Genomic DNA, 24,666 nt, shown 5'->3' on the forward strand with positions numbered 1-24,666 from the left:
GAGCATTGGCTCGGCTCTACAGAGATGACAAGGCAATAGCCTCGGTCAAGAGGGCGCCACTGGTGAGCGCTTACACTGCGCGGCCCGTTCTCTTCCCCCGAAGAACCCGAATGCGCAACAACCCGATGGCCCTGGGCATCGCCAATGGCGTTGCCGCTGGCGCGCTGTGGGGCGTGGTCTTTCTCGCCCCCGCCGTGCTGCAGTCGTTCAATGCCCTGCAACTGTCCGCCGGTCGCTACCTGGTCTATGGCCTGATTGCCATCGCTCTGCTGCTGCCGCGCTGGAAGCGGCTGGGCCGCGCCGAATGGTTCGGGCTGCTGTGGCTGAGCCTGGCCGGCAACCTGGTGTACTTCCTGCTGCTGGCCACGGCGGTGCAGTGGGCCGGTGGCGCGGCGGCGTCATTGATTGTCGGCCTGATTCCGGTGGTGGTCACTGTGGTTGGCGTGCGCGAGCAGGGCGCGGTGCCGTTGAAGCAGCTGCTGCCGGCGCTGGGCCTGTGCGTGCTCGGCGTGGCGCTGGTGGGCTGGGAAGCATTGATGTCCGAATACCTCGCAACACCGTGGCGGCAGCGCCTGATCGGCCTGCTCTGTGCGTTCGGCGCGCTGTTCTCGTGGGCGCTGTACTCGATCGGCAACAGTCGTTGGCTGGCACGCCGGCCGGACCTGTCCAGCCACGACTGGTCGTTGCTGACCGGCGTCACCACTGGCGGCCTGGCCCTGCTGCTGGTGCCGATGGCCTTCATCGGCCACAGCGGTACCCACACCGCGGCGCAGTGGAGTGGCTTCTGGGCGATCAGCGCCGGCGTGGCAGTGGTGGCCTCGATCCTCGGCAACGCGTTCTGGAACCGTGCCAGCCGCCTGCTGCCATTGACCCTGACCGGGCAGATGATCGTGTTCGAGACGCTGTTCGCGCTGGCGTATGCCTTCGCCTGGCAGCAGCGCTGGCCCTCGCTGCTGGAGGCGCTGGCGATCGTGTTCCTGGTGGCCGGCGTGATGCTGTGCGCGCATGCCCATCGCTCGCCACGGGCGATCGCCGAACATGCAGGCTGAATGTGGGCGTCAAGCGTGCTGATGTCGGCTTGGTCTCAGATGCAACCAAATGCCGGCACGTTGGCCGATGATCGCCGCAATGATTTTTTGCATCGCAGCACTTGACAGCGGACCGGCGCACAGTGTTTTCTGTGCGTCATGGTCCTTGATGCCGCCCACGCCAGCCTGATCGCCCCCGCCATTGCGGGCCGTCCGACTGCGCCGGTCGCCACCACCACCATTACCACCACCACCGTCACCACTGCCCTGGTGCGGCCCGTCGTCTTCGTGTAACTCCCGAAAACCACGGCCCCGCACCATCCAGGTGACGGGGAAACTCGACACCTGCATGCGACGGGGCCTCCTAACGAGGTCTGCATGTCTTCCCACGCCCCCGCCCATCCCGTTGCCCCGGCCGATCTGGCTGCACCGTCCACTGTCGTGCACAAGTTCGGCGGCACCTCGGTGGCCGATGCCGAACGCTATCGCCATGTTGCCGGCCTGCTGCTGGCCCGTCCTGAGTCGCTGCAGGTCACTGTCGTCTCGGCGATGAAGGGGGTCACCGACGCGCTGATCGATCTGGCGCAGCTGGCGGCAAAGGGTGACCAGGGTTGGCGCGAGGCCTGGCATGCTCTGCGCGCGCGCCACCGTGGCGCCGCCGTGGCGCTGCTGGGCGAGCAGGTCGGCGAGACGGTCGAATGGATCGACGCCCGCTTCGATCAGCTGGCCGAAGTGCTGGCGGCGCTGGCGGTGATCGGCGAGCTGCCGCGCGAGGTGCTGGACCGCGTGCAGGGCCTGGGCGAAGTGTTCTCCGCGCAGCTGCTTGGCACCCACCTGCGTGCCTTGGGCGAAGACTGTGCGGTGCTCGATGCGCGCGATGTGCTGGTGGTCGGGCATGGCGAGCTGGGCGTCGATGTCGACTGGGAAGCCAGCGCCGACCGCCTCGCGCAATGGCGCCTTCAACATCCTCAGCCGCGCCTGGTCGCCACCGGTTTCGTCGCGCGTGACCGTGATGACCGCATCACCACCCTGGGCCGCAACGGCAGTGACTACTCCGGCGCGATCTTCGCCGCGCTGTTCAATGCCGATGAACTGCACATCTGGACCGACGTCGACGGCGTGCTGTCAGCCGACCCGCGCCTGGTACCCGAAGCCGTGCAGCTCGAATCGCTCAGCTACGACGAGGCCTGCGAACTGGCCTACTTCGGCGCCAAAGTGGTGCACCCGCAGACGATGTCGCCGGCGATCCGCCTGGGCCTGCCGATCTTCATCCGCAATACGTTCCAACCGGCGCATCCGGGTACGCGCATCAGTGCCGAGCGCTCGCCGCGTGGGCCGGTAAAGGGCCTGACCCTGAGCCCGGGCCTGGCCCTGTTGAACCTGGAAGGCACCGGCCTGATCGGCGTGCCAGGCACTGCAGAGCGCGTATTCGCTGCCCTGCGCCAGGCGCAGGTGTCGGTGGTGATGATCTCGCAGGGTTCGTCGGAACATTCGATCTGCTGCGTGGTGCGCGCCGCCGAAGCTGCACGTGGCCGCGAGGCGCTGCTGCATGCGTTTGCGCATGAGCTGTCGGTGGGCCAGGTGCAGCGCGTGCAGGTCAGCGAGGGCGTCAGCGTTCTGGCGGCAGTGGGCGACGGCATGGCCGGCCAACCTGGCGTGGCGGCGCGCCTGTTCGAGGCGCTGGGCCGCGCGCAGGTGAACATCCTGGCAATCGCGCAGGGCTCGTCCGAGCGCAACATTTCGGTGGCGGTGGACAGTGCCGATGCCACCCGCGCCCTGCGCGCCGCGCATGCCGGCTTCTGGCTGTCGCCGCAGACCTTCGCGGTGGGTGTGATCGGGCCTGGCAACGTCGGTGCCGCGCTGCTGGACCAGCTGCTGGCCGCGCGCCCGCAGTTGCTGGCCAAGGCCAATGTCGACCTGCGCCTGCGCGCACTGGCCTCGCGTTCGCGCATGCGGCTGGATGCGGATGGGCTGCATGCCGACTGGCGCGAAGCCCTTCAGCAGGCGGGTGAGGCCAGCGATCTGGATCGCTTCACCGAACACCTGCTGGCCGCGCACCTGCCGCATGCGGTGGTGATCGACTGCAGTGGCAGTGCCGAGGTGGCCGAGCGCTATGAGGGCTGGCTGGCAGCCGGCATCCACGTGGTCACACCGAACAAACAGGCCGGCGCCGGGCCGCTGCCGCGCTACCAGCGCATCCGCGCCGCGGCGGCGGCCAGTGGTGCGCGTTTCCGCTACGAGGCCACGGTGGGCGCTGGCCTGCCGGTGATCACCACGCTGCGTGACCTGGTCGATACCGGTGACGAGGTGCTGGCCATCGAAGGCATCTTCTCCGGCACGCTGGCCTGGCTGTTCAACCGCTTCGATGGCAGCCAGCCGTTCTCGCAGCTGGTCGCGCAGGCGCGGTCGATGGGCTACACCGAGCCGGACCCGCGTGACGATCTTTCGGGCGTGGACGTGGCGCGCAAGCTGGTGATCCTGGCCCGCGAAGCCGGCCACGCGCTCAGTCTTGAGCAGGTGGAAGTGGAAAGCCTGGTGCCGGCGCTGCTGCGCGAGGGCAGCGTGGATGACTTCATGGCGCGGCTGGGCGAGTCCGACGCCAGCCTGCTGCAACGCCTGCAGGATGCGCGGGCGCGTGGTGCGGTGCTGCGCTATGTGGCACAGCTGGGTGCCGACGGCGCCTCGGTGGGGCTGCGGGAACTGCCGGCCGATCATGCCTTCGCCAACCTGCGGCTGACCGACAACGTGGTGCAGTTCCGCACCCGTCGCTACTGCGACAACCCGTTGGTGGTGCAGGGGCCGGGTGCGGGTCCGGAGGTGACGGCAGCGGGTGTGTTCGCGGACCTGCTGCGGGTCGCCGCCGGTGAAGGAGCGCGGCTGTGATCGCACGTGCGTTCGCGCCTGCCTCGGTGGCCAACGTGGCAGTGGGCTTTGACATTCTCGGCCATGCCATTGCCGGTATCGGCGATACCGTGAGCGTGCGCCGCATCGACGAGCCGGTGGTGCGGATCGATGCGATCCGTGGCAGTGCCGTCGCGCTGCCACTGGACGCCGCCGGCAACACCGCCGGGGCTGCGCTGATGTCGCTGCGCGAAGGCCTGGGCCTGGATTTCGGTTTCGCGGTCGAGATCGACAAGGGCATCCCGTTCGGTTCCGGCATGGGCGGTTCGGCAGCGTCGAGTGTCGCGGCGCTGGTCGCCGCCAATGCGCTGCTGCAGGCCCCGTTGCCGCGCGAGGCGCTGTACCCCTACGCGCTGGACGGTGAGGCGGTGGCCAGTGGTGGCCGTCACGGTGACAACGTCGGCCCGCTGCTGCTGGGTGGCCTGGCGCTGTGTACGGCCGATCGCCTGTTGCCGGTCCCGGTGCCTGCCAGCTGGCACAGCCTGCTGGTGCATCCGCATGCGGTGCTGGAAACGCGCCGTGCCCGCCAGGCCCTGCAGGGCAGCTATGCGCTGGGCGAGTTCGTGGCCCAGAGCGCAAACCTCGCGCTGGTGCTCAGTGGTTGCCATCACAGTGATGCGACGCTGGTACGCGCGGGACTGCGCGACGTGCTGGTCGAACCGCGACGGGCCGGATTGATTGCCGGCTTCGAGGCCGCCCGTGATGCAGCGCTGTCGGCCCATGCAATGGGCGCGGGCATCTCCGGTGCCGGACCCAGTGTGTTCGCCTGGTTCGAGGATGCCGACCAGGCCCGTGCCGCCGTGGCGCCGGTCCAGGCAGCGTTCGCTGCGGCCGGCTTCGACAGTGACGCCTGGGTATCGCCGCTGGATGCGCCGGGAGCCCGGCTGTGCTGAATCCTTCCCCTTCTCTGGAAACCGATCCCATGCAATTTGTTTCGACCCGCGGCCAGTCGCCCGCCGTTGGCCTCAGCGCGGCGATCGCCGCCGGATTGGCGCCCGATGGCGGGCTGTATGTTCCCGCGCATCTGCCGGCCGCGCGCGAGCTGCAGGCCGGGGCGACCCTGGCCGATACCGCCGCCGATCTGCTGGCACCGTTCTTTGCGGGCGATGCACTCGAGACTGCGCTTCCGGGGATCTGCCGCGAAGCGTTCGACTTCCCGGTGCCGCTGCGTGCGCTCGGCGAGGGTGACCATGTGCTGGAGCTGTTCCATGGGCCGACGGCGGCATTCAAGGATATCGGCGCGCGCTTCCTGGCCGGTACGCTGTCGCGCCTGCAGGGCGGCAAGGATCGCGATCTGACGATCGTCGTCGCCACGTCCGGCGATACGGGTGCCGCCGTTGCGGCGGCCTTCCATCGCCAGCCGGGCGTGCGCGTGGTGGTGCTGTATCCGGAGGGTCGCGTGTCTCCGCGCCAGGCGCATCAGCTCGGTTGTTTCGGCGACAACATCCAGGCCCTGCGCGTGACGGGCGCATTCGACGATTGCCAGGCGATGGTCAAGCAGGCGCTGGCCGACCGCGAACTGCAGGCGCAGGTGCCGTTGAGCTCGGCCAACAGCATCAGCCTGGGCCGACTGCTGCCGCAGATGAGCTACTACGCGCATGCAGCGTTGACCCACTACGCCGCGCATCGTCGCCGGCTCAACCTGGTGGTGCCGACCGGCAATCTGGGCAACGCGATGGCGGCCGTGCTGGCGCGCGCGCTGGGCGTGCCGATCGGCCAGATCGTGCTGGCCACCAATGCCAATGCCGTGCTGCCGGCGTACTTCAATGGTGGCGACTACCAGCCGCAGGCCAGTGTGGCGACGGTGGCCAATGCAATGGACGTGGGTGCGCCGAGCAACTTCGAGCGACTGCGCTGGCTCTACCACGGCGACGACGCAGAGCTGCGTGCAGCTTTCCGCGCGTTCGCGGTGGATGACGTGACCATCCGCGCGACGATTGCGGCAGCGCATGCCAGCCGCGGCGAGCTGTTCTGCCCGCACACGGCGACGGCGGTGAAGGTGCTGCAGGATCTGCGCGCGCGCGGTGCCAAGGGCGACTGGGCGGCGGTGGCTACGGCGCATCCAGCCAAGTTCGAGGCCGTGGTCGAGCCGCTGATCGGCGAAACGGTGGCGGTGCCACCTGCGCTGGATGCCTTGCTGCAGCGACCGGCGCACGCCGAACCATTGGCGGCAGATTACGCGGCGTTGCGCGAGGTGTTGCTGCGTTGATCGCAGATGGAGGCGGTTGCCGGCCAGCGGCCGGCACTACCCGTGTTGCATCCTTCCGCTAGTGCCGGCCGCTGGCCGGCAACCCAACCAACCGCGATACGGTCAGATCAACCCTTCACCGGCCAGCGTGCGCAGCCCATCCTCGTCGAGGATCTCCACCACGTTCAGGTGGGGCAGGGCGATCAGCCCCTGCTGGCGCAGCTTGGTGAAGGTGCGGCTGACCGTTTCCATGGTCAGGCCCAGATGGTCGGCGATATCGCCGCGGCCCATCGGCAGCGACACGCGCAGGCCGTCGCCCCCCAGCTTGGCCTCGCGCGCGGCCAGGCGCAGCAGGAAATCGGCCAGCTTCTCGGCCGGCTGCAGGCGTGCCAGCGCCAGCGCAGCATCCTGGGCGGCATCCAGTTCCTGGCAGGCGCGCTGCAGCAGCTTGCGCTCCAGGTGCGGGAAGCGGCTGCGCAGGGCCTTCATCTGTGGCAGCGCGACACGGCACACGCGGCTGTCGGCGATGGCCTCGATGTCGTAGCGATGGTGGTCGCTGCCGCTCAGGCCCAGATAGTCGCCGGGCAGCACGAAACCGTTGATCTGGCGCCGGCCGTCGGCCAGGGTGCGCACCAGGCGCAGTGCGCCGGCGGTCAATGTATAGACATGGTCGCGCTCTTCGCCGGTGCGTGCCAGCGTGCTGCCCATGCTGACCTGCTGCGAGACGGTGACCTGTTCCAGCGCCTGCACTTCGTCTGGCGACAGCGCCGAGCACACCGCAAGGTGCCGAACCGAGCAGTGCAGGCAGTCCAGCGTGGTGCAGGACGGCGAGGCGGGATCGTTGGTGGCGGGCGGAGCGCCGGAAGGCCGTGACATGTTGCGGGGGGCGTATCGCGGGCGGGGAGGGCCTTATGATACTTCAAGCGGCCGTTCGACCCTGCCGGAGGCGGGGGCGCTAGAATGTTGCCCCCTCCCACGTCCCGTTCCAGCAGGAGTTCCGCCCGTGATCAAGCCCCGTACCCCGCCCGGCACCCTTGAGCTGCTGCCGCGCGAGCAGATTGCGTTCCAGCGCATGCTGGACGTCATCCGCCGCAACTACGAGCGCTTCGGGTTCCTGCCGGTGGAGACGCCGGTGTTCGAGCTGTCCGACGTGCTGCTGACCAAGTCCGGTGGTGAGACCGAGCGCCAGGTGTATTTCGTGCAGTCCACCGGCGCGCTGGCCAACGCGGCCGAGTCGGGCGACCGTTCGCTGCCGGAAATGGCGCTGCGCTTCGACCTGACCGTGCCGCTGGCACGCTACGTGGCCGAGCACGAACACGAACTGACCTTCCCGTTCCGCCGTTACCAGATGCAGCGCGTGTACCGCGGCGAGCGTGCCCAGCGCGGTCGTTTCCGCGAGTTCTACCAGTGCGACATCGACGTGATCGGCAAGGACAGCCTGAGCGTGCGGTACGACGCTGAAGTGCTGGCGGTCATCCATGCGGTGTTCTCGGAACTGCGCATCGGTGACTTCAGCATCCAGCTGAACAACCGCAAGCTGATGCGCGGCTTCTTCGAGAGCCTGGGCGTGGCTGAAGGCGAGCGCCAGCTGGCGGTGCTGCGCGAAGTGGACAAGCTGGACAAGCGTGGCGCCGATTACGTTCGCGAGACGCTGGTGGGCGAGGGCTTCAACATCCCGGCAGAACAGGTCGAGAAGATCCTGGCCTTCGTCGCTGTGCGTTCGCAGGGCCATGCCGATGCGCTGGCGCAGTTGGCCACGCTGGAAGCCGACGCCGGTTCTTCGGAGATCCTGCGTACCGGCGTCGCCGAACTGCGCGAAGTGCTGCAGCTGGTGCAGGCGCTGGGCGTGCCGGAAACCGCATACTGCCTGAACTTCTCCATTGCGCGCGGCCTGGACTATTACACCGGCACCGTCTACGAGACCACGCTGACCGACCACCCGCAGATCGGCTCGATCTGTTCGGGCGGCCGTTACGAAGACCTGGCCAGCCACTACAGCAAGTCGAAGCTGCCGGGCGTGGGTATCTCCATCGGCCTGTCGCGCCTGTTCTGGCAGCTGCGCGAGGCGGGCCTGATCGACGGCATCGAAGCCAGCAGCGTGCAGGCGCTGGTGGCGCTGATGGACGAGCAGGGCATGCCGCAGTCGCTGGACATCGCGCGCCGCCTGCGCGCCGGTGGCATCAATACCGAAGTGCAGATGGAGCCGAAGAAGATCGGCAAGCAGTTCCAGTACGCGGCCAAGGCCGGCATCCGCTTCGTGGTGCTGGCCGGTGAAGACGAGCTCGCGCGCGGCGTGGTGGCGGTGAAGGACCTGCTGCGTGAACAGCAGTTCGAAGTGTCGCGCGACGAGCTGGCCAGCACCCTGCTGGTGGAGCTGGAACAGTCCAGGGCGATGATGTGAAGCCGGCCGTCGCAGGGGTACTCACCGTGCTCCTGTTGGCGGGCTGCCAGAGTGACCCGGTGCTGCGCAGTGATCGGCTGGGCCCGGCGCAGTACCGGCTGCAGGTTGATCGCTGTCACGTGATCGACCGCGCGCAGCTTGAGGGCGACCTGCGGGCCCTGGCCTCGCGGACGTGCCCGGCGGGTGCAGGGGCGTTGCAGAACATCCAGTCCCTGCCGAGCCGGCAGGGCAGCCTGTTCGGGGAGTGCCCGCGGCGCGGGACGCTGCAGGCGGAGGTGCGTTGCCTGCCCTGAGTCGAGCCAGGTTGTTGATTTGAAAGCAGAACGCCCGCCCTTTGGTGGGCGTTCTGCATTTCCGGCATCCGGTCCAGGGGTCAGATCCGTTTTCCTTTGGAAAACGGACCTGACCCCATGAGGCTCCGATTTGACGCACTGCGCAAGAATGCGCTAATGTACTAACGCGCTATTACATTGATGCATGGACCCGACCCCGTGAAAGCCCGCCCCGAGATTGCCGCCAAAGACCCGAAGGCCGACCTGGAAGCCCTGGCCCGGGCCTTTGCCGCGCTGCGCGAGCCGGAGCAGGTCGAGGCATTCCTGCGCGACCTGTGCACCCCGGCCGAGCTGGAGGCCATGGCCGACCGCTGGAAGGTGGTGCCGCTGCTGCAGCAGGGCGTGCCGTACCGCGAGATCCACGAGCGCACCGGCGTCAGCGTGACCACCACCGGACGGGTGGCACGCACGCTCGAGCACGGCCATCGAGGCTATGCCGCCGCCATCGACCGCCTTGCTTCGCGCTGATCCGCGCCCCGTTCCGAACTTCGAGACCTCCCCCATGAGTGCAACCCAGGCAGTGCCGGCACGAGACCGGCTGCGTATCGCCATCCAGAAGAGTGGCCGGCTGGCCGAGCCCGCCCGCAACCTGCTCAGCGCCTGTGGTCTGAGCTGGCGCGAAAGCCGCGACAAGCTGTTCTGCTACGGCGAATCGCTGCCGGTGGACCTGTTGCTGGTGCGCGACGACGACATCCCCGGCCTGATCGCCGATGGCGTCTGCGACCTCGGCATCGTCGGTCGCAATGAACTGGACGAGCAGGCCGCGGCACGTCGCCAGATCGGCCTGCCGGACGCCTACCAGGCGCTGCGCGGGCTGGGCTTCGGCCAGTGCCGGCTGATGCTGGCGGTGCCCGAGGAATGGCAGTGGCAGGGTCCGGCGCAGCTGGCCGGCACCCGCATCGCCACCAGCTACCCGGCCATCCTCAAGCAGTGGCTGGCGGAGCAGGGCGTGGACGCGCAGGTGGTCGAGCTGTCCGGGTCGGTGGAAATCGCCCCGCGCCTGGGTACCGCCGACCTGATCTGCGATCTGGTCTCCAGCGGCGCCACGCTGCGTGCCAACCAGTTGACCCCGGTACACAACCTGCTCGACAGCGAGGCGGTGCTGGCTGGTGCGATGCGCGTGCCGGATGACGCACGTGCATCGCTGCGCGCGATGCTGCTGCGCCGCCTCGACGGCGTGGTGCAGCGCCAGGACCGCAAGCTGCTGATGTTCCGTGCCAGCGAAGATCGCGTCGACGCGCTGGCGCAGCTGCTGGCCGATGCCGAGCCGCTGGTGCGGCTGCCGGCCGATGGTGGCGCGCTGCGCCTGCAGACCATGTGCCCCGGCCCGCTGAGCTGGCAGCGCATGGAAGAACTCGAGCGCGCGGGCGCGCAGGGCCTGATGGTACTGAGCGTGGAGCGATCGCTGGCATGAACCGTCTGATCTGGTCCCGACTTGATGACGCCGCGCGCAGCGCGGCATTGACCCGCCCGGTGCAGGCCGTGGCGCAGCAGACCCGCGATGCCGTAGCGGCCCTGATCGCGCAGGTGCGTGCACAGGGCGACGATGCGCTGCGTGCGATTACGGCGCGTTTCGATGGCGTCGAGCTGGCCTCGTTTGAAGTTTCCGAAGCCGAATTCGCCGCTGCCGAAGCCGCCGTGCCCGCCGAACTGCGACAGGCGATGGTGGACGCCGCCGAACGCATTGCGCGCTTCCACGCCGCTGGCATGGGCAAAGGCTATGCAGTTGAAACCGCGCCGGGCGTGGTCTGCGAACGCATGCTGCGCCCGATCGGCCGGGTGGGCCTGTACGTACCGGCTGGCAGCGCGCCGTTGCCGTCCACCGCGTTGATGCTGGGCGTTCCGGCGCAGCTGGCCGGTTGCCCGCAGGTGGTGCTGTGCACCCCGCCGCGCGCCGACGGCAGTGCCGATCCGGCAGTGCTGGTAGCCGCCCGCCTGACCGGCGTGCAGCGCGTGTTCAAGCTGGGCGGCGCGCAGGCGATCGCGGCGATGGCCTATGGCACGGCCAGCATTCCGGCCTGCGACAAGCTGTTCGGGCCGGGCAACAGCTTCGTTACCGAAGCCAAGCAGCAGGTCGCACAGGACGGCGCCGCCGCCATCGACATGCCTGCCGGTCCTTCGGAGGTGCTGGTGATTGCCGATGCTGGCGCCAATCCGGCGTTCGTCGCCGCCGACCTGCTGTCGCAGGCCGAGCACGGTCCGGATTCGCAGGTGCTGCTGCTGACCGACGACGCCGTGATGCTGGCGGCGGTCGAAGCCGAGGTTGAGCGCCAGGTGGCCCTGCTGCCGCGCCAGCAGATCGCGCGCCAGGCACTGTCGGCATCGCGGCTGGTGCAGGTTGATTCGTTGGACGAGGCGTTCGCGATCAGCAACCGCTATGCACCAGAGCACCTGATCCTGGCCCTGCGTGATCCGCGCGCATGGCTGGACAAGGTGCAGGCGGCCGGCTCGGTGTTCCTGGGCGATTACACCCCCGAAGCACTGGGTGACTACTGCAGCGGCACCAACCACGTATTGCCCACCGCCGGTGCCGCGCGTGCCTACAGCGGCGTGAGCGTTGCCAGCTTCCAGAACCTGATCAGTGTGCAGAGCGCCAGCGCCGCCGGCCTGGCCGCGATCGGCGGCTGCGCGCGCATCATCGCCCGTGCCGAAGGCCTGGATGCGCACGAGCATGCCGTTGCGTTGCGCATGGAGGTGGCGGCATGAGCGCGGCGATCGATGAGGTGCTGGCACTGGTGCGCCCGGACCTGCAGGCCTTCGCCGGCTACAGCTCGGCACGCAGCGCGGCGGTGCAGGGCGAGGTCTGGTTGAATGCCAATGAGTCGGCCTGGGCCAATGCGGCCGATCCCGCAGGCAGCAGCCGGCGCTATCCGGAGCCGCAGCCGCTCGCGCTGCGCGAGGGACTGGCGGCGCTGTACGGCGTGACGCCACAGCAGCTGCTGATCGGTCGCGGCAGCGACGAAGCCATTGATCTGCTGGTGCGCGCGCTGTGCGTGCCGGGTCGCGATGGCGTGCTGGTCACGCCGCCGGTGTTTGGCATGTACGCCGTCTGCGCACGCCTGCAGGGTGCCGCCTTGATTGAAGTGCCGCTGGTGGACAGCGAGGATGGACTGCGCACCGATCTGGATGCGGTGATCGACGCGGCCAAGGCGCAGGGTGCCAAGCTGGTGTTCCTGTGTGCGCCGTCGAACCCGGCCGGCAGTGACATCGCCCTGGATGAGGTCGAGCGCGTGGCGGTTGCGCTGCGCGGGCAGGCGCTGGTCGTGGTGGACGAGGCCTATGTCGAGTATGCACAACGGCCGTCGGCGACCACGTTGCTGGCCGCGCACGCCAATCTGGCGGTGCTGCGCACGCTGTCGAAGGCGCACGCGCTCGCGGCCGCCCGCGTTGGCACGCTGATCGCTGCCCCGGAGCTGATTGCCCTGCTGCGTCGCTGCCAGGCGCCGTACCCGGTGCCGACGCCGTGCGCGGAACTGGCCGTGCAGGCACTGCAGCCGGCCGCGCTGGCGCGCACCGCCGAGCGCGTGACCACGGTGATCGCCGAGCGCGAGCGCCTGCGTGCAGCCCTGGTCGGCCTGCCCGGCGTGTGCCGGGTGTATGCCTCGGCCGGCAACTACCTGCTGGTCCGCTTCGCCGATCCCCAGTCCGCGTTCGATACGCTGCTGGCTGCGGGCGTGGTGGTGCGCGACCAGCGCGCTGCGCCGCAGCTGGGTGATGCGCTGCGCATCAGCATCGGCAGCCCCGAAGAGAATGACCGCGTGCTTGCGGCCCTGTCGGCGCGGAGGGCCGCAGCATGACCCCGATCCTGTTCATTGACCGCGATGGCACCCTCATCGAGGAGCCGTCCGACTTCCAGATCGACGCTTACGAAAAGCTGCGCTTCGTGCCGCAGGTGATCCCTGCGCTGCTGAAGCTGCGTGATGCCGGCTACCAGTTCGTGATCGTCACCAACCAGGACGGCCTCGGCAGCGACAGCTACCCACGCGCCAGCTTCGATGGCCCCAACGACCTGATGCTGCAGATCTTCGAGAGCCAGGGCATCACCTTCCGTGACGTGCTGATCGATTCCAGCTGGCCGCAGGACAATGCGCCGACCCGCAAGCCGGGCATCGGCCTGATGACCGCCTACCTGCAGGACCGCAGCATCGACTGGGCACGCTCGGGCATGGTCGGTGACCGGATCACCGACCTGCAGTTTGCCGCCAACCTCAACATCCGTGGTTTCCAGCTGCGCACCGCGCAGTTTGGTGGGCAGTGGGACTGGCCGGGAATCGCCCATGCGCTGGCCGACGCGCCGCGCACCGCCGTTGTCCAGCGCAACACCAAAGAAACGAAGATCCGCGTTGAGCTGGACCTGGACCGCGCGGGCGATGCACGCATTGCCACCGGCCTGCCGTTCTTCGACCACATGCTGGAGCAGATCGGCAAGCACGGCGGCTTCGCGCTGGACATCCAGGCCGAGGGTGACCTGCACATCGACGAGCACCACACCATCGAGGACACCGGGCTGGCCCTGGGCCAGGCCCTGCGCGAGGCGTTGGGCGACAAGCGCGGCATTGGCCGTTACGGCTTCACCCTGCCCATGGACGAGACCCTGGCCAGCGCTGCGCTGGACTTCAGCGGCCGTCCCTATTTCGTGTTCGAGGGCGAGTTCAAGCGCGAGCGCGTGGGCGATATGCCGACCGAGCTGGTGCCGCACTTCTTCCGTTCGCTGTGCGATGCCAGCGGTTTGAACCTCAACCTGCAGGTGCGCGGCGACAACGATCACCACAAGGTGGAGGCCTGCTTCAAGGCGCTGGCGCGCGCGCTGCGTCCGGCGCTGGCCCGGCAGGGCACGGCACTGCCGAGTACCAAGGGGGCGTTGTGAGCGATGTTGCGCTGATCGATGCCGGTGGCGCCAACCTGGGCTCGGTGCGCTACGCACTGGAGCGCCTGGGCGCGACGGTGCGGCTGGTGCGCGATGCGGACGGCCTGGTTGGTGCGCGGCGGGTGATCCTGCCCGGCGTCGGCGCCGCCGGTCCCGGCATGCAGCGCCTGCACGCTCAGGGCCTGGTGGAACCGCTGCAGCGACTGGAGGTGCCGTTGATGGGCATCTGCCTTGGCATGCAGCTGCTGTTCGAACGCTCCGAGGAAGCGGGCGTAGAGACACTGGGACTGATTCCGGGCGTGGTACGCAAGCTGGTGCCGGCCTGTGGCATCCGCGTGCCGCACATGGGCTGGAACCGCCTGCTGCCGCTGCGCGAATCGCTGTTGCTGCAGGGCGTGCCGGAACGCGCCAGCGCCTACTTCGTGCACAGCTATGCGGCGCCGCTCAATACCCACACCGTCGCTGCCTGCGACCACGGTGGCCTGTTCACCGCCGTGGTGGAGCAGGGGCGCTACTACGGCGCACAGTTCCATCCCGAGCGCTCCGGCGAGACCGGCTCGCTGATGCTGCGCAACTTCCTCGAGGGCACTGCTGCATGAGTTTTATCGTCTACCCCGCGCTGGATATCCGCGACGGCCGCGTGGTGCGGCTGCGCCAGGGCGACTACGCGCAGGAAACCTCCTATGGGGATGACCCTCTGCCGCGCGCGCAGGCCTTCGCCGCGCAGGGCGCGCAGTGGATGCATCTGGTCGACCTGGATGCCGCACGGGCCGGTGGCTACACGCTGGCGCCGCTGTTGGCATCCATTCGTGCGCAGACCCCGCTGCAGGTGCAGACCGGCGGTGGCGTGCGCGGCCGCGACGATGTGGCGCGCATCCTCGACGCTGGCGCCGGCCGCGTGGTGGTGGGTTCGCTGGCGGTGCGTCGTCCCGATGAAGTGGTCGGCTGGCTGGAGGAATTCGGCGCCGATCGCATCACGATTGCGCTGGACGCGCGCCAGGACGCACAGGGGCAGTGGCAGCTGCCGGTGCACGGATGGACCGAGAACGCCGGGGTGACCCTGGATGACCTGGCCCGGCGCTACGCGCGCGCCGGCATGCGCCATCTGCTGTGCACCGACATCGCCCGCGACGGCATGCTGGCCGGGCCCAACATCAGCCTCTACCAGCACCTGTCGGCGCTGTTGCCGGATGTGGCGGTGCAGGCGTCCGGTGGCATCCGTGACGTGGCCGATGTGGCCGAGGCGCGTGCCGCCGGCTGCGGCGGTGCCATCCTCGGCAAGGCACTGCTGGAGCAGCGCATGGACCTGAGCGAGGCGTTGGCATGTTGAGCCGCCGCATCATTCCGTGCCTGGACGTGCGCGATGGCCGCGTCGTCAAGGGCGTGCGCTTCCGCGATCACGTCGACATGGGCGACATCGCCGAGTTGGCACAGCGCTATCGCGACCAGGGCGCGGACGAGCTGGTGTTCTATGACATCGGCGCCAGTCCCGAGGCACGGTCGGTTGACGTCGCCTGGATCGAGCGCATCGCGCGCCTGATCGACATTCCGTTCTGTGTGGCCGGTGGCATCGACAGCGTGGAAACCGCGCGCCGCGTGCTGTTCGCCGGTGCCGACAAGGTGTCGATCAATTCGCCGGCGCTGGGCCGGCCGGAGCTGATCACCGAGCTGGCGGACGAGTTCGGCGTGCAGTGCGTTGTGGTGGGGGTCGATTCGGTGCGCGAGGCCGACGGGCAATGGCGGGTGCGTCGTTTCAGCGGCGATCCGGACAAGACCCAGGCGGTGCCGCTGCGCACGCTCGACTGGATCGTCGAAGCGCAACGGCGTGGAGCCGGTGAGATCGTGCTGAACTGCATGGACAGCGACGGTGTGCGCCGTGGCTACGATGTCGTGCAGCTGCAGCAGGCGCGGGCGCTGTGCCAGGTGCCGCTGATTGCCTCAGGTGGTGCCGGAGCGATGGAGCACTTCGCCGACGCCTTCGACCAGGCCGACGTCGACGGTGCGTTGGCGGCCAGTGTGTTCCACAGCGGCGCCATCGCCATTCCAGAATTGAAGCGCTACCTGCGCGGACAGCAGATCGAGGTGCGGGATGTCTATTGAAGTGAGGCCATCGCTGGATGCGCTGCAGGCGCTGGACTGGGGCAAGGGCGACGGCCTGCTGCCGGCCGTGGTGCAGGATGCCGATACCCTGCAGGTGCTGATGCTGGGCTATGTCAGCGCCGAATCGCTGGCGGCTACGCTGGCCATCGGCCACATGACCTTTTTCAGCCGCAGCAAGCAGCGGTTGTGGACCAAGGGCGAGCAGTCCGGCAACGTGCTGGTGGTGCAGTCGATCCGTGTCGACTGCGACGCCGATACGCTGCTGGTGATGGCGCGCCCGGCCGGGCCGACCTGCCACACCGGTGCCGAGAGCTGTTTCGACCAGGCGCCGAAGGATTTCCTGGGTGGGCTGGGCCAGCTGGTGGCCATGCGTGACGCGCAGCGCCCTCCCGGCAGCTACACCACCAGCCTGTTTGAAGGCGGCATCCGCCGCATCGCGCAGAAGGTGGGTGAGGAGGGCGTGGAGACCGCATTGGCCGCCGTGGCGCAGGATGATGAGGCATTGCTGGGCGAGGCGTCGGACCTGCTGTACCACCTGCTGGTGCTGCTGCGCGCGCGCGGGCTGTCGCTGGATGATGCGCGCGCGGTGCTGGAAAAACGCCATCGTTGAGGAAGGCGTACGGACCAACGGTCCGCACCCACCTCTGCAATGCAGCCGAGCATGGCTCGGCTCTACAATAGGTGGTCTTCTTCTTTCCCGGACCGCCCATGAAACTGCCTGCCGCCTGGCTGTGCTGCCTGTTGCTGACCTCGCCGGCCTGGGCCGCGGACACCGTGGTCAGCGGCAAGGTCTATCTGGAGCGTGACGGCAAGCCCGGCCGCGGTGCGACCGATCCGGGCCTGGCCGGGGTGCAGGTTTCCAACGGCGAGACCATCGTCAAGACTGCCGCTGACGGCAGCTACAGCCTGCCGGTGCGCGACGGCCAGACCGTATTCGTGATCAAGCCCGATGCCTACGCCTTCCCGAAGGCGGCGGACGGCCTGCCTTCGTTCTGGCGCCACTACCGCCCGAACGGCTCGCCGGCGCTGAAGTACGGCGGCATCGCCGCGACCAGCGACGTCACCCGCAACTGGGACTTCGCCCTGCAGTCGGATCGGCATGACAGCCGTCGTGGTTTCCAGATGCTGGTATTCACCGATTCGCAGACCGCCAGCCTGAAGGACATCGGCTACTACCAGCAGTCGATCGTGGCGCCACTGGTCGGCCAGACCAGGGCACGCATGGGCACCACCCTGGGCGACATCGTCAACGACGACCTGACCCTGTACCCGGCGATCAACAAGGTCACCACCGAACTCGGCGTGCCGTGGTTCCACGTGCCGGGCAACCATGACCTCGACTTCGATGCGGCCAGCGACGAACACTCACTGGACAGCTGGCGCAACATCTACGGCCCGGACACCTACGCGGTGGAAGAGGGCGGCGCCAGTTTCGTGTTCCTGGACGACGTGGTGTACGACCCCAAGGCCAGGCCGAAGTACGTCGGCGGCCTGCGCGAAGACCAGTTCGCCTTCCTCGCCAGCTACCTGAAGGGCCTGCACAAGGACCGCCTGCTGGTGCTGGGCATGCACATCCCGCTGTTCGACGCGGCGCCGGGGCGCGAGACCTTCCGCCATGCTGACCGCCAGCGCCTGTTCGACCTGCTGAAGGACTTCCGCAACGTACTGGTGCTCAGCGGCCACAGCCACACCCAGCAGCACGTCTACCACGGCAAGGCCGAGGGCTGGAACGGCGACAAGCCGCTGCACGAATACAACGTCGGTGCCAACTGCGGTGCGTTCTGGTCGGGCGTGAAGAATGCCGCTGGCGTGCCGGACAGCACCATGAGCGACGGCACGCCGAAGGGCTATGCATTGCTCGACGTGGCCGGCAACGGCAGCTATCGCCTGCAGTACCGCGTGGCCGGCAGGCCGGCCAGCGAGCAGATCGGCCTGCACGCGCCGAAGGTGCTGCGCCAGGGGGCCTACCCGGCGTGGGGTGTCTACGCCAACGTCTACATGGGCGAGGATCGGAGCGTGGTCGAGTACCGTGTCGATGGCGGCGCCTGGCAGCCGATGAAGCAGGTCAGCCAGCCCGACCCGCGCCTGATGGTGGAGAACGTGGCCGATGATCTGGCCAGCAGCCTGCGCGGCTACGACCGTTCGCCCGAGGCCACTGCGTCGCCGCACCTGTGGCGTGGCGCCCTGCCGACCGATCTTGCAGTGGGCAGCCATAAGGTCGAGGTACGCTCCACCCAGCCTGATGGCGCAGTGTTCACCGCCACCACCAGCTACAGCCTGCAGACTGCCCAGCCCTGACCCCCGCGCACCAGCGCTCCAGCGAAAGGACCCCGCATGGATATCCGCTTCATGGCCGGCACCACACCGGTGACCCTCAGCCGCCACTGGTTCACCGGCGCGATGCTGCTGCAGAGCGCCACCGAGAAGGTCTGGGTGCAGCACCCGCTGCATCCGGGCACCCGCTTCTCGTTCTCGCTGGTACAGTCGTGGCTGCGCCACATCGCCGGCCACGAAGTGCTGGTCGAGCGCACCCGGCCGCTGTTGTTCGCCGGCTTCCGCCCGCAGCGCCTGCGCGTGCTGGTGGATGGGGTGCAGGTGGCCGAACAGGAAGGCATGTAGGTTCACCTGAACCACCGGCGCGCTAGGCAAAGCCGCCCCGATGCCTGAGAATCGGGGCGATTCAATCGATCCAAGCAGGCCAGCGTGACCATCGCAGCAGCGTCAACGGTTCCCTCCGACTCCGCCCGCGGCGGTCTTCCGCGCCGTCTGGTCGTCGCCGATGTCGGCGGCACCTTTGCCCGGCTCGCGCTGGCGGAAACCCGACCCGGCCAGACGCCGCTGCTGGGCAGCCACCGTACCTATGCCTGTGCCGAGCATTCCAGCCTGGCCGCGATCCTCGCCGATTTCACCGCCGGCCTCGGCCACCCGGTGCAGACCGCGGTGGTCGCCATTGCTGGCCTGCTGGATGGCGATGTGCTGATCAACTCGAACCTGCCGTGGACGGTCTCGCTGTCGGCCACCCGCGCGCAGTCCGGGCTGCACGAACTGCAGCTGATCAATGATTTCGAAGCGGTGGCGCTGGCCATCCCCTACCTGCAGCCGGAAACCCTGGTGCCACTGAACGGTGACGCCGATCCGGCGCAGGCCTTCCCGGCGCTGGTACTGGGCGCGGGTACCGGGCTGGGCGCCGCGCTGCGTTTCGCTGATGGCGAGCGTCCGGTGCTGGCCAGCGAGATCGGTCATGCCGCGCTGGGCGCCGGCAACGCGCTGGAACTGCAGGTGCTGGGCCGCCTGCTGCAGCGTTGGCCGCACGTGGACAACGAACGCGTGCTGTCCGGCAGCGGCCTGATGAACCTATATCCGTGCCTGTGCGAACTGCGCGGCGTCACCCCGGTGTGGAACAGTACGGAGGCGCTGATCGGCGCCGCGCGTGGCGGTGAGGATGCACTGGCGGTGGAAACGTTGCAGGTCTTCTGTGCGTGGCTGGGCAGCCTGGCCGGCGACGCGGCGATCGCCGTCGGCGCGCGCTCGGTGTACCTGGCCGGTGGCATTTCCGCGCATGTGCAGGATTTCCTGGCCGATGGCCGCTTCCGTGAGCGCTACCTCAACAAGGGCGTGCTGACCGAGGTGCTGCGCCAGGTGCCGGTGTGGCGCGTGGAGCATGGCCAGCTGGGCGTGCTCGGCGCAGCGGTCTGGCACGCCGCACGGCAGCCCACGCACGACTGATCGGCAGGGCTGGCATCGGGCCGGCCGTGCATTGCAGACTGGGAGGGGAAAATGGTGGATCGCAGGCAGTTCCTGCAGGCCGGTGCACTGGCCGCAGGCATGGCGGCATTGCCGGGCGTGCAGGCGCGCACGCAGGGTGGGGCCCGGGTGGTCTCCACCTGGGACTTCGGCGTACCGGCCAACCAGGCCGCATGGAAGGTGCTGGCGCAGGGTGGCAGCGCGCTGGATGCGGTGGAGGCGGGCGCACGCTGGGCCGAGAGCGAGCTGTGCAACCCTACCGTTGGCCATTGCGGCAATCCGGATCGCGACGGCGTGCTGAGCCTGGATGCGAGCATCATGGACGGCGATGGCCGTTGTGGTGCAGTGGCCGCGCTGGTGGACATCCTGCATCCGGTGTCGGTGGCCCGCAAAGTGATGGAGAACAGCCCGCATGTGCTGCTGGTCGGCGAGGGCGCGCAGCAGTTCGCGGTGCAGCAGGGGTTCGAGCGCAAGCATCTGCTGACGCCGCAGGCCGAAGCGGCCTGGCGCGAGTGGCTGAAGACCGAGAAGTACCAGCCGCAGATCAATGCCGAGCGCCGTGGCATTCCCGGCAACAGCGACAACCACGACACCATCGGCATGCTGGCACTGGATGCCAAGGGCCAGCTGGCCGGTGCCTGCACCACCAGCGGCATGGCGTGGAAACTGCACGGTCGCGTTGGCGACAGTCCGATCATCGGCGCCGGCCTGTACGTCGACAACGACGTCGGCGCGGCCACTGCTTCGGGGGTGGGTGAAGAGATGATCCGCAACGCGGCTTCGTTCCTGGTGGTCGAGCTGATGCGCCAGGGGCGTTCACCGGCGCAGGCCTGCCGTGAAGCCATCGACCGCGTGGTGCGCAAGCGCCCGGAAGCGAGCAGAACGTTGCAGGTGTGCTTCCTGGCCATGAACAAGCAGGGCGAGGTCGGCGCCTACGCGCTGCATCGTGGCTTCGTCTATGCGGTGTGCGATGCGCAGCGCCAGGATGACCTGCGTGACTCGCCGTCGATCTACACGAGCACCCAGGCGTGAGTACGCGGCTGACCCTGGAGATCGCCAGCAACTCGCTGGCCTCGGCGCTGGCCGCGCAGGCTGGCGGAGCCGACCGCATCGAACTGTTCGACAACCTGGCCGAGGGCGGCACCACGCCGTCGTTCGCCAGCATCGCGATGGCCCGCGAGCGCCTGTCGATTCCGCTGTTCGTGCTGGTGCGGCCACGCCCGGGCGACTTCCACTACGACGCGCTGGAAACCGAACTGATGCTGCGTGACATCGCGCAGTGCCGCGCGCTGGGTTGCGATGGCGTGGTGATCGGCGCGCTGGACGTGCAGGGCGGCATCGACCTGGCGCTGTGCCGGGAACTGGTGCAGGCCGCCGGGCCGTTGCAGGTGACCTTCCATCGCGCCTTCGACGCCGCCCGCGATCTGCCGGCGGCGCTGGAGCAGGTGATCGGGCTGGGCTGCCAGCGCGTGCTGACCTCGGGCGGGCAGGCCAGCGCCGAGGCCGGTGCCGATGTGCTGGCGGGCCTGGTCACCCAGGCGGCGGGGCGCATCACGGTGATGGCTGGCGCCGGATTGGCCCCGGGCAACATCGCAACCGTCGCGCGGCAGACCGGCTGTACCGAACTGCACGCCTCCGCAAAAGGCCTGCGCCGCTCGGCGATGCAGTTCCAGAACCCGGCGCTGCGCGGGCTGGACCCGGACTGGAGCCAGACCAGCACCGCGACCGTGGCCGCACTGCGTCAGGCCCTCGACGGCTGATCGCTGCCCAGGGTCGGATCCCTTCGCAGAAGGGCTCTGACTCCGGCGCTGTCCCGCGACGGACAAAACCGTTCCGCGCGCGGTTGTCGTGATCATGTCACTACTTCGTGCGCTGTTCTGTTAGCGATGTTTCGCAACCCTTTGATTGTTCTGGGCACCGGCAGCCGATAGCGGCAATCCGCCGGCTGTTGCTGCGTTGCCGCATGCCGGGCGTGGTTCAGCTGTGCTTTAGTTTGGATCGATCCACAGGGGAGGTGCCATATCGGTCGTGAACCGATCCAAGCGCCTGGATCCGTCGTAGTGCCGCGCCACCGCCCGCCCGTGCGTCCACATCTTCGAAGAGCAACCACCCATGGCTCAGATCGTCCACAAGCGTCGCCACCTGCTGTCCCAGGCCCTGATCCTGGCCCTGTTGCCGCTGGCAGCCAGCGCGCAGGAAGCTGCCAGTTCGTCCACCAAGGATCTGGACGCGGTCACCGTCACCGGATCGCGCATCAAGCGCGCCAGCGTCGAGGGCCCGGCGCCGGTCAACGTGATCACCGCCGCGCAGATCCAGAAGGAAGGCTTTGTCAGCGTGTACGACGCGCTGAAGACCCTCACCGAGGCCACAGGCACCGTTGAAGCCGCATCGCAATGGGGCTCGCATACGCCCAATGCCAGCGGCCTGAACCTGCGCGGGATGGGCCCGAACCGCTCGCTGCTGCTGGTCAATGGCCGTCGTGTAGCGGATTACCCGCTGCCCTACGGTGGCGAAACCAACTTCTCCAACTACGGCAACATTCCGGCCGCGGCGGTGGAGCGCATTGAAGTGCTGACCGGTGGCGCCTCGGCCATCTATGGTTCGGATGCGATCGCCGGCGTGGTCAACGTCATCCTCAAAACCAACTACGACGGCGACGAAGTGCGCGTGCGCGGCGGCACTTCCACCGAAGGCGGACGTGATACCTGGGATCTGTCCTGGGCCGGTGGCAAGACCGGCGACAACTGGAGCGTGACCTACGCGCTGCAGTACACCAAGCGCGACCCGCTGTTCGGGCGTGATCGCCCGCAGATGGACGATGCCGACGATGCGCCGTACCCGTCCTGGAACATGGAACAACGCAAGGTCGGCTTCCGTCCCACCGCCGGTCTGGCGCTGATCGATCCGACCACGGGCCAGCGCCTGGCGCCGCCCACCGGCACCTGCGAAAAATTCGACGGCGAGTATTACACCGCCGATCGATTGGTCTACAACTACGCCGCCAACCGCATCACCAACACCGGCCGCCTGTGCGGCATGAGCGCCGACTACGCCAACTGGCTGCTTACCGGCGGCGCCGAGAACGTGTCCGGAAACCTGTACGCCACCTTCGATTTCAGCAATGACCTGCAGGCCTGGACCAACCTCGCGGTGTATCGCTCCGAAGCGATCTGGGGCACCAATCCGCCCGGCGTGTCGCTGATCGACGATGACAACGGCTATTACTGGGATGCCAACCGCAACCGGCCGATCCTGGGCGTGCGCCAGTTCACCCCGAACGAAGTCGGGGGCCTGGATACGCTGCGCAACACCAACCGCGAACTGTCCTGGGACTGGAGCGCGGGCCTGCGCGGGCGCCTGGCCGACCGTTTTGACTGGAGTGCCACGGTGGGGCGTTCCTATTACCGCGTGGAAGAACGGCAGAACGTGGTCGACAAGCAGAAGTCGTATGACTACTTCCTTGGCCCGCGCCTGGGCACCACCGCCGATGGCGAGGCGATCTATGCGTTGAACGAATCGCGCTGGTGGAACCCGCTGACGCCGGACCAGTACTGGCAGATGGGGACCGTGGCGAAGAACCGCGCGGCGTCATGGGTCAACCAGGCGTCGGCGGATATCACCGGCGAGCTGTTCCAGGGCTGGGCCGGCCCGATTTCGTTTGCGGCGGTGGCTGAAGTCGCGCAGCAGGGCTATCACCTCAGTCCGGACCCGCGCGCTGGCATCGACTTCGACCTGCAGAATGTCGATCGCGGCGGCGGTGAGCGTACCCGCTACTCGGCCGGCGTCGAGTTCAAGATCCCGCTGCTGGACAGCGTGACCGCCACTGCGGCCGCGCGCTACGACCGCTATGGCAACTACAAGGCCGATGACAGCAGCGAAGCGCTGGACATCGGCAGCCAGAAGGAAACCACCTGGAACGTCGGCCTGGAATGGCGCCCGGTCGAATCGCTGCTGGTGCGTGGCTCGTACGCCACCAGCTTCCATGCGCCGGACATGCATTACCTGCTGGGCCAGCCGAGCAGTTCGGAAGTGCAGACCTATGACCGCCTGCGCTGCATCCAGAGCGGCGCGTACCTGGTCAACAACTGTGGCGTGGGCAACACCGACGTCTGGTACACGTTCGACGTGAACCGGCGTGGGACGCCGCTGCTGCGCTCGGAGACCGGTGATTCGTGGACGGTCGGCTTCGTCTGGGACGTGCTGCCGAACCTGTCGGTCAGTGCCGACTACTGGGCGATCAAGCTGGAAGACATGATCGTCGACGTCGGCGCCGATGAGGTGCTGGCCAGCGAGGCCGGCTGCCTGACCGGCAAGAACATGGACGGTACGCCATGGGCCAACCCGGCCGGTGGCGAGTACTGCGCCGGCATCCTGGCCCGCGTGAACCGTGACAGCAACGGTCGCCTGGTATCGATCGAGCGCGGCCCGTTCAACCTGGCCAGCCGCGAGGTGCGCGGCATCGACCTGACCGCGCGCTATCGCCTGGAAACCGCGCGGTGGGGCAGCTTCCAGCTGGGCGTGAACTACACCAACCAGATCTCGACCAAGGAGCAACGCTACGCCGCCGACCCGAATCCGGAACGCCGCGATCGCGACCTGCGCAGCAAGCTGCGCGCGAGCCTGGCCTGGCAGCGCGGCAACTGGAACGCCAACGTCTATGCCGACCGCATCGGTTCGGTGCCGGGCGTGCGCTACCACTGGGGTACCGACCGCCTGGACAACCCTGGTGGCTGCCTGCCGTTCGCCGATGGCTACGTGCCCAGTGACAGCCCGTCGCTGAACTGCCTGGAGCCGGCACGGCTGCCGGATGGTTCGGTGAACCCGAACCCCAACGCCGGGCAGCAGACGGCGCGCTACTACGGTCGAGTGGGGCCGTTCATCACCTGGAACTTCAACGTGGGCTACCAGCTGACCGAACACGCGAAGGTAAACGTGTACGTCAACAACGCCTTCAACGCCGCCAGCTGGAACCACAAGGACCCGTACAAGCTGGATTACGACTTCGCTCCGACCCGCCTGCTGGGCGCGGTCGGCCGCGAGTTCGCGTTGGAGTATGTGTTCACCTTCTGAGGTGACCTGCCTCCGCCGGTAGGTCCACGCCATGC

At 68.3% G+C, this 24,666-nt stretch carries 23 protein-coding genes; 21 read left to right on the top strand and 2 right to left on the bottom strand.

All coding sequences use genetic code 11. The features are described from left to right. The first annotated feature begins 110 nt into the window (after positions 1-110). A complete protein-coding gene (locus tag AC5P5W_RS04430; protein WP_495220859.1) occupies positions 111-1,049 on the top strand; it encodes a DMT family transporter in 939 nt (312 codons plus the stop codon). 9 nt (positions 1,050-1,058) lie between these two features. Here the strand turns inward: AC5P5W_RS04430 and AC5P5W_RS04435 are convergent, their stop codons facing one another. Continuing rightward, positions 1,059-1,379 carry a hypothetical protein gene (locus AC5P5W_RS04435; protein ID WP_164077554.1) on the bottom strand — a complete coding sequence of 107 codons (321 nt, stop codon included), beginning with the start codon at positions 1,377-1,379 and terminating at the stop codon, positions 1,059-1,061. Positions 1,380-1,406: 27 nt separating this feature from the next. Here AC5P5W_RS04435 and thrA point away from each other — a divergent pair, with 27 nt between their 5' ends. The 3 genes from thrA to thrC are packed head-to-tail and all read left to right on the top strand — an operon-like array spanning position 1,407 to position 6,138. Continuing rightward, on the top strand, positions 1,407-3,911 hold the full coding sequence (gene thrA, locus AC5P5W_RS04440) for a bifunctional aspartate kinase/homoserine dehydrogenase I (protein WP_197575306.1): 2,505 nt from the start codon (positions 1,407-1,409) through the stop codon (positions 3,909-3,911). Then, entirely contained in the window at positions 3,908-4,822 is a 915-nt protein-coding gene (locus tag AC5P5W_RS04445) for a homoserine kinase (RefSeq protein ID WP_197575307.1), read from the top strand. The genes thrA and AC5P5W_RS04445 overlap by 4 nt, the downstream gene beginning before the upstream one ends. Positions 4,823-4,851: 29 nt before the next feature. Beyond that, positions 4,852-6,138: a threonine synthase gene (gene thrC, locus AC5P5W_RS04450; RefSeq protein ID WP_197575308.1), complete on the top strand. Its 1,287-nt coding sequence runs from the start codon at positions 4,852-4,854 to the stop codon at positions 6,136-6,138. Positions 6,139-6,240: 102 nt separating this feature from the next. Here thrC and AC5P5W_RS04455 read toward each other — a convergent pair whose 3' ends face one another. Further along, positions 6,241-6,993, bottom strand: a complete 753-nt coding sequence (locus tag AC5P5W_RS04455; RefSeq protein WP_010482595.1) for a Crp/Fnr family transcriptional regulator — start codon at positions 6,991-6,993, stop codon at positions 6,241-6,243. 127 nt (positions 6,994-7,120) lie between these two features. Between AC5P5W_RS04455 and hisS the strand changes: the two genes are divergently transcribed. From hisS to AC5P5W_RS04540, 17 genes are all read left to right on the top strand, one after another. Continuing rightward, complete coding sequence (gene hisS / locus AC5P5W_RS04460) at positions 7,121-8,518, top strand: histidine--tRNA ligase (protein WP_049420211.1); 1,398 nt, start codon at positions 7,121-7,123, stop codon at positions 8,516-8,518. Between the two features lie 26 nt (positions 8,519-8,544). Continuing rightward, positions 8,545-8,811 (top strand): hypothetical protein, encoded by a 267-nt coding sequence (locus tag AC5P5W_RS04465; RefSeq protein WP_229767322.1) that lies wholly within the window; start codon positions 8,545-8,547, stop codon positions 8,809-8,811. Positions 8,812-9,009: 198 nt separating this feature from the next. Next, a complete protein-coding gene (locus tag AC5P5W_RS04470; protein ID WP_005416326.1) occupies positions 9,010-9,318 on the top strand; it encodes a YerC/YecD family TrpR-related protein in 309 nt (102 codons plus the stop codon). A 34-nt stretch (positions 9,319-9,352) separates the two neighbouring features. Next, positions 9,353-10,264, top strand: a complete 912-nt coding sequence (hisG, locus tag AC5P5W_RS04475; protein ID WP_142234646.1) for an ATP phosphoribosyltransferase — start codon at positions 9,353-9,355, stop codon at positions 10,262-10,264. After that, entirely contained in the window at positions 10,261-11,556 is a 1,296-nt protein-coding gene (hisD, locus tag AC5P5W_RS04480) for a histidinol dehydrogenase (protein WP_142234647.1), read from the top strand. The genes hisG and hisD overlap by 4 nt, the downstream gene beginning before the upstream one ends. Then, positions 11,553-12,647, top strand: a complete 1,095-nt coding sequence (gene hisC, locus AC5P5W_RS04485; RefSeq protein ID WP_049440829.1) for a histidinol-phosphate transaminase — start codon at positions 11,553-11,555, stop codon at positions 12,645-12,647. Before hisD ends, hisC begins: the two co-directional genes overlap by 4 nt. Beyond that, a complete protein-coding gene (gene hisB / locus AC5P5W_RS04490; protein WP_053494372.1) occupies positions 12,644-13,717 on the top strand; it encodes a bifunctional histidinol-phosphatase/imidazoleglycerol-phosphate dehydratase HisB in 1,074 nt (357 codons plus the stop codon). The genes hisC and hisB overlap by 4 nt, the downstream gene beginning before the upstream one ends. After that, on the top strand, positions 13,714-14,316 hold the full coding sequence (gene hisH, locus AC5P5W_RS04495) for an imidazole glycerol phosphate synthase subunit HisH (protein WP_032957991.1): 603 nt from the start codon (positions 13,714-13,716) through the stop codon (positions 14,314-14,316). Before hisB ends, hisH begins: the two co-directional genes overlap by 4 nt. Next, positions 14,313-15,047: a 1-(5-phosphoribosyl)-5-[(5-phosphoribosylamino)methylideneamino]imidazole-4-carboxamide isomerase gene (gene hisA / locus AC5P5W_RS04500; protein WP_142234649.1), complete on the top strand. Its 735-nt coding sequence runs from the start codon at positions 14,313-14,315 to the stop codon at positions 15,045-15,047. The genes hisH and hisA overlap by 4 nt, the downstream gene beginning before the upstream one ends. Further along, positions 15,041-15,817, top strand: a complete 777-nt coding sequence (hisF, locus tag AC5P5W_RS04505; RefSeq protein ID WP_014646953.1) for an imidazole glycerol phosphate synthase subunit HisF — start codon at positions 15,041-15,043, stop codon at positions 15,815-15,817. Before hisA ends, hisF begins: the two co-directional genes overlap by 7 nt. Beyond that, positions 15,807-16,427, top strand: coding sequence for a bifunctional phosphoribosyl-AMP cyclohydrolase/phosphoribosyl-ATP diphosphatase HisIE (gene hisIE / locus AC5P5W_RS04510; protein ID WP_014646954.1), 621 nt, complete (start codon positions 15,807-15,809; stop codon positions 16,425-16,427). The genes hisF and hisIE overlap by 11 nt, the downstream gene beginning before the upstream one ends. A gap of 98 nt (positions 16,428-16,525) precedes the next feature. Further along, positions 16,526-18,115, top strand: a complete 1,590-nt coding sequence (locus AC5P5W_RS04515) for a calcineurin-like phosphoesterase C-terminal domain-containing protein (RefSeq protein WP_111206152.1) — start codon at positions 16,526-16,528, stop codon at positions 18,113-18,115. A 36-nt stretch (positions 18,116-18,151) separates the two neighbouring features. Next, positions 18,152-18,436, top strand: a complete 285-nt coding sequence (locus AC5P5W_RS04520; RefSeq protein ID WP_142234651.1) for a hypothetical protein — start codon at positions 18,152-18,154, stop codon at positions 18,434-18,436. An 84-nt stretch (positions 18,437-18,520) separates the two neighbouring features. Next, on the top strand, positions 18,521-19,543 hold the full coding sequence (locus tag AC5P5W_RS04525) for a glucokinase (RefSeq protein WP_142234652.1): 1,023 nt from the start codon (positions 18,521-18,523) through the stop codon (positions 19,541-19,543). A gap of 51 nt (positions 19,544-19,594) precedes the next feature. Next, entirely contained in the window at positions 19,595-20,593 is a 999-nt protein-coding gene (locus tag AC5P5W_RS04530; protein WP_041863371.1) for a glycosylasparaginase, read from the top strand. Further along, positions 20,590-21,321 (top strand): copper homeostasis protein CutC, encoded by a 732-nt coding sequence (locus tag AC5P5W_RS04535; RefSeq protein ID WP_197574918.1) that lies wholly within the window; start codon positions 20,590-20,592, stop codon positions 21,319-21,321. The genes AC5P5W_RS04530 and AC5P5W_RS04535 overlap by 4 nt, the downstream gene beginning before the upstream one ends. A gap of 352 nt (positions 21,322-21,673) precedes the next feature. Further along, positions 21,674-24,631, top strand: a complete 2,958-nt coding sequence (locus AC5P5W_RS04540) for a TonB-dependent receptor plug domain-containing protein (RefSeq protein ID WP_142234653.1) — start codon at positions 21,674-21,676, stop codon at positions 24,629-24,631. The last annotated feature ends 35 nt before the right edge of the window (positions 24,632-24,666 follow it).

The organism is Stenotrophomonas sp. YJH_SMC_123 (assembly GCF_059368215.1).

Coding starts and splice junctions, on each gene's coding strand:
- hisB (WP_053494372.1), top strand. CDS start 12,644: ATGACCCCGATCCTGTTCATTGACCGCGATGGCACCCTCATCGAGGAG.
- AC5P5W_RS04435 (WP_164077554.1), bottom strand. CDS start 1,379: ATGCAGGTGTCGAGTTTCCCCGTCACCTGGATGGTGCGGGGCCGTGGT.
- AC5P5W_RS04530 (WP_041863371.1), top strand. CDS start 19,595: ATGGTGGATCGCAGGCAGTTCCTGCAGGCCGGTGCACTGGCCGCAGGC.
- hisA (WP_142234649.1), top strand. CDS start 14,313: ATGAGTTTTATCGTCTACCCCGCGCTGGATATCCGCGACGGCCGCGTG.
- thrC (WP_197575308.1), top strand. CDS start 4,852: ATGCAATTTGTTTCGACCCGCGGCCAGTCGCCCGCCGTTGGCCTCAGC.
- AC5P5W_RS04430 (WP_495220859.1), top strand. CDS start 111: ATGCGCAACAACCCGATGGCCCTGGGCATCGCCAATGGCGTTGCCGCT.
- hisIE (WP_014646954.1), top strand. CDS start 15,807: ATGTCTATTGAAGTGAGGCCATCGCTGGATGCGCTGCAGGCGCTGGAC.
- thrA (WP_197575306.1), top strand. CDS start 1,407: ATGTCTTCCCACGCCCCCGCCCATCCCGTTGCCCCGGCCGATCTGGCT.
- hisD (WP_142234647.1), top strand. CDS start 10,261: ATGAACCGTCTGATCTGGTCCCGACTTGATGACGCCGCGCGCAGCGCG.
- AC5P5W_RS04520 (WP_142234651.1), top strand. CDS start 18,152: ATGGATATCCGCTTCATGGCCGGCACCACACCGGTGACCCTCAGCCGC.
- hisG (WP_142234646.1), top strand. CDS start 9,353: ATGAGTGCAACCCAGGCAGTGCCGGCACGAGACCGGCTGCGTATCGCC.
- AC5P5W_RS04455 (WP_010482595.1), bottom strand. CDS start 6,993: ATGTCACGGCCTTCCGGCGCTCCGCCCGCCACCAACGATCCCGCCTCG.
- hisC (WP_049440829.1), top strand. CDS start 11,553: ATGAGCGCGGCGATCGATGAGGTGCTGGCACTGGTGCGCCCGGACCTG.
- hisF (WP_014646953.1), top strand. CDS start 15,041: ATGTTGAGCCGCCGCATCATTCCGTGCCTGGACGTGCGCGATGGCCGC.
- AC5P5W_RS04540 (WP_142234653.1), top strand. CDS start 21,674: ATGGCTCAGATCGTCCACAAGCGTCGCCACCTGCTGTCCCAGGCCCTG.
- AC5P5W_RS04515 (WP_111206152.1), top strand. CDS start 16,526: ATGAAACTGCCTGCCGCCTGGCTGTGCTGCCTGTTGCTGACCTCGCCG.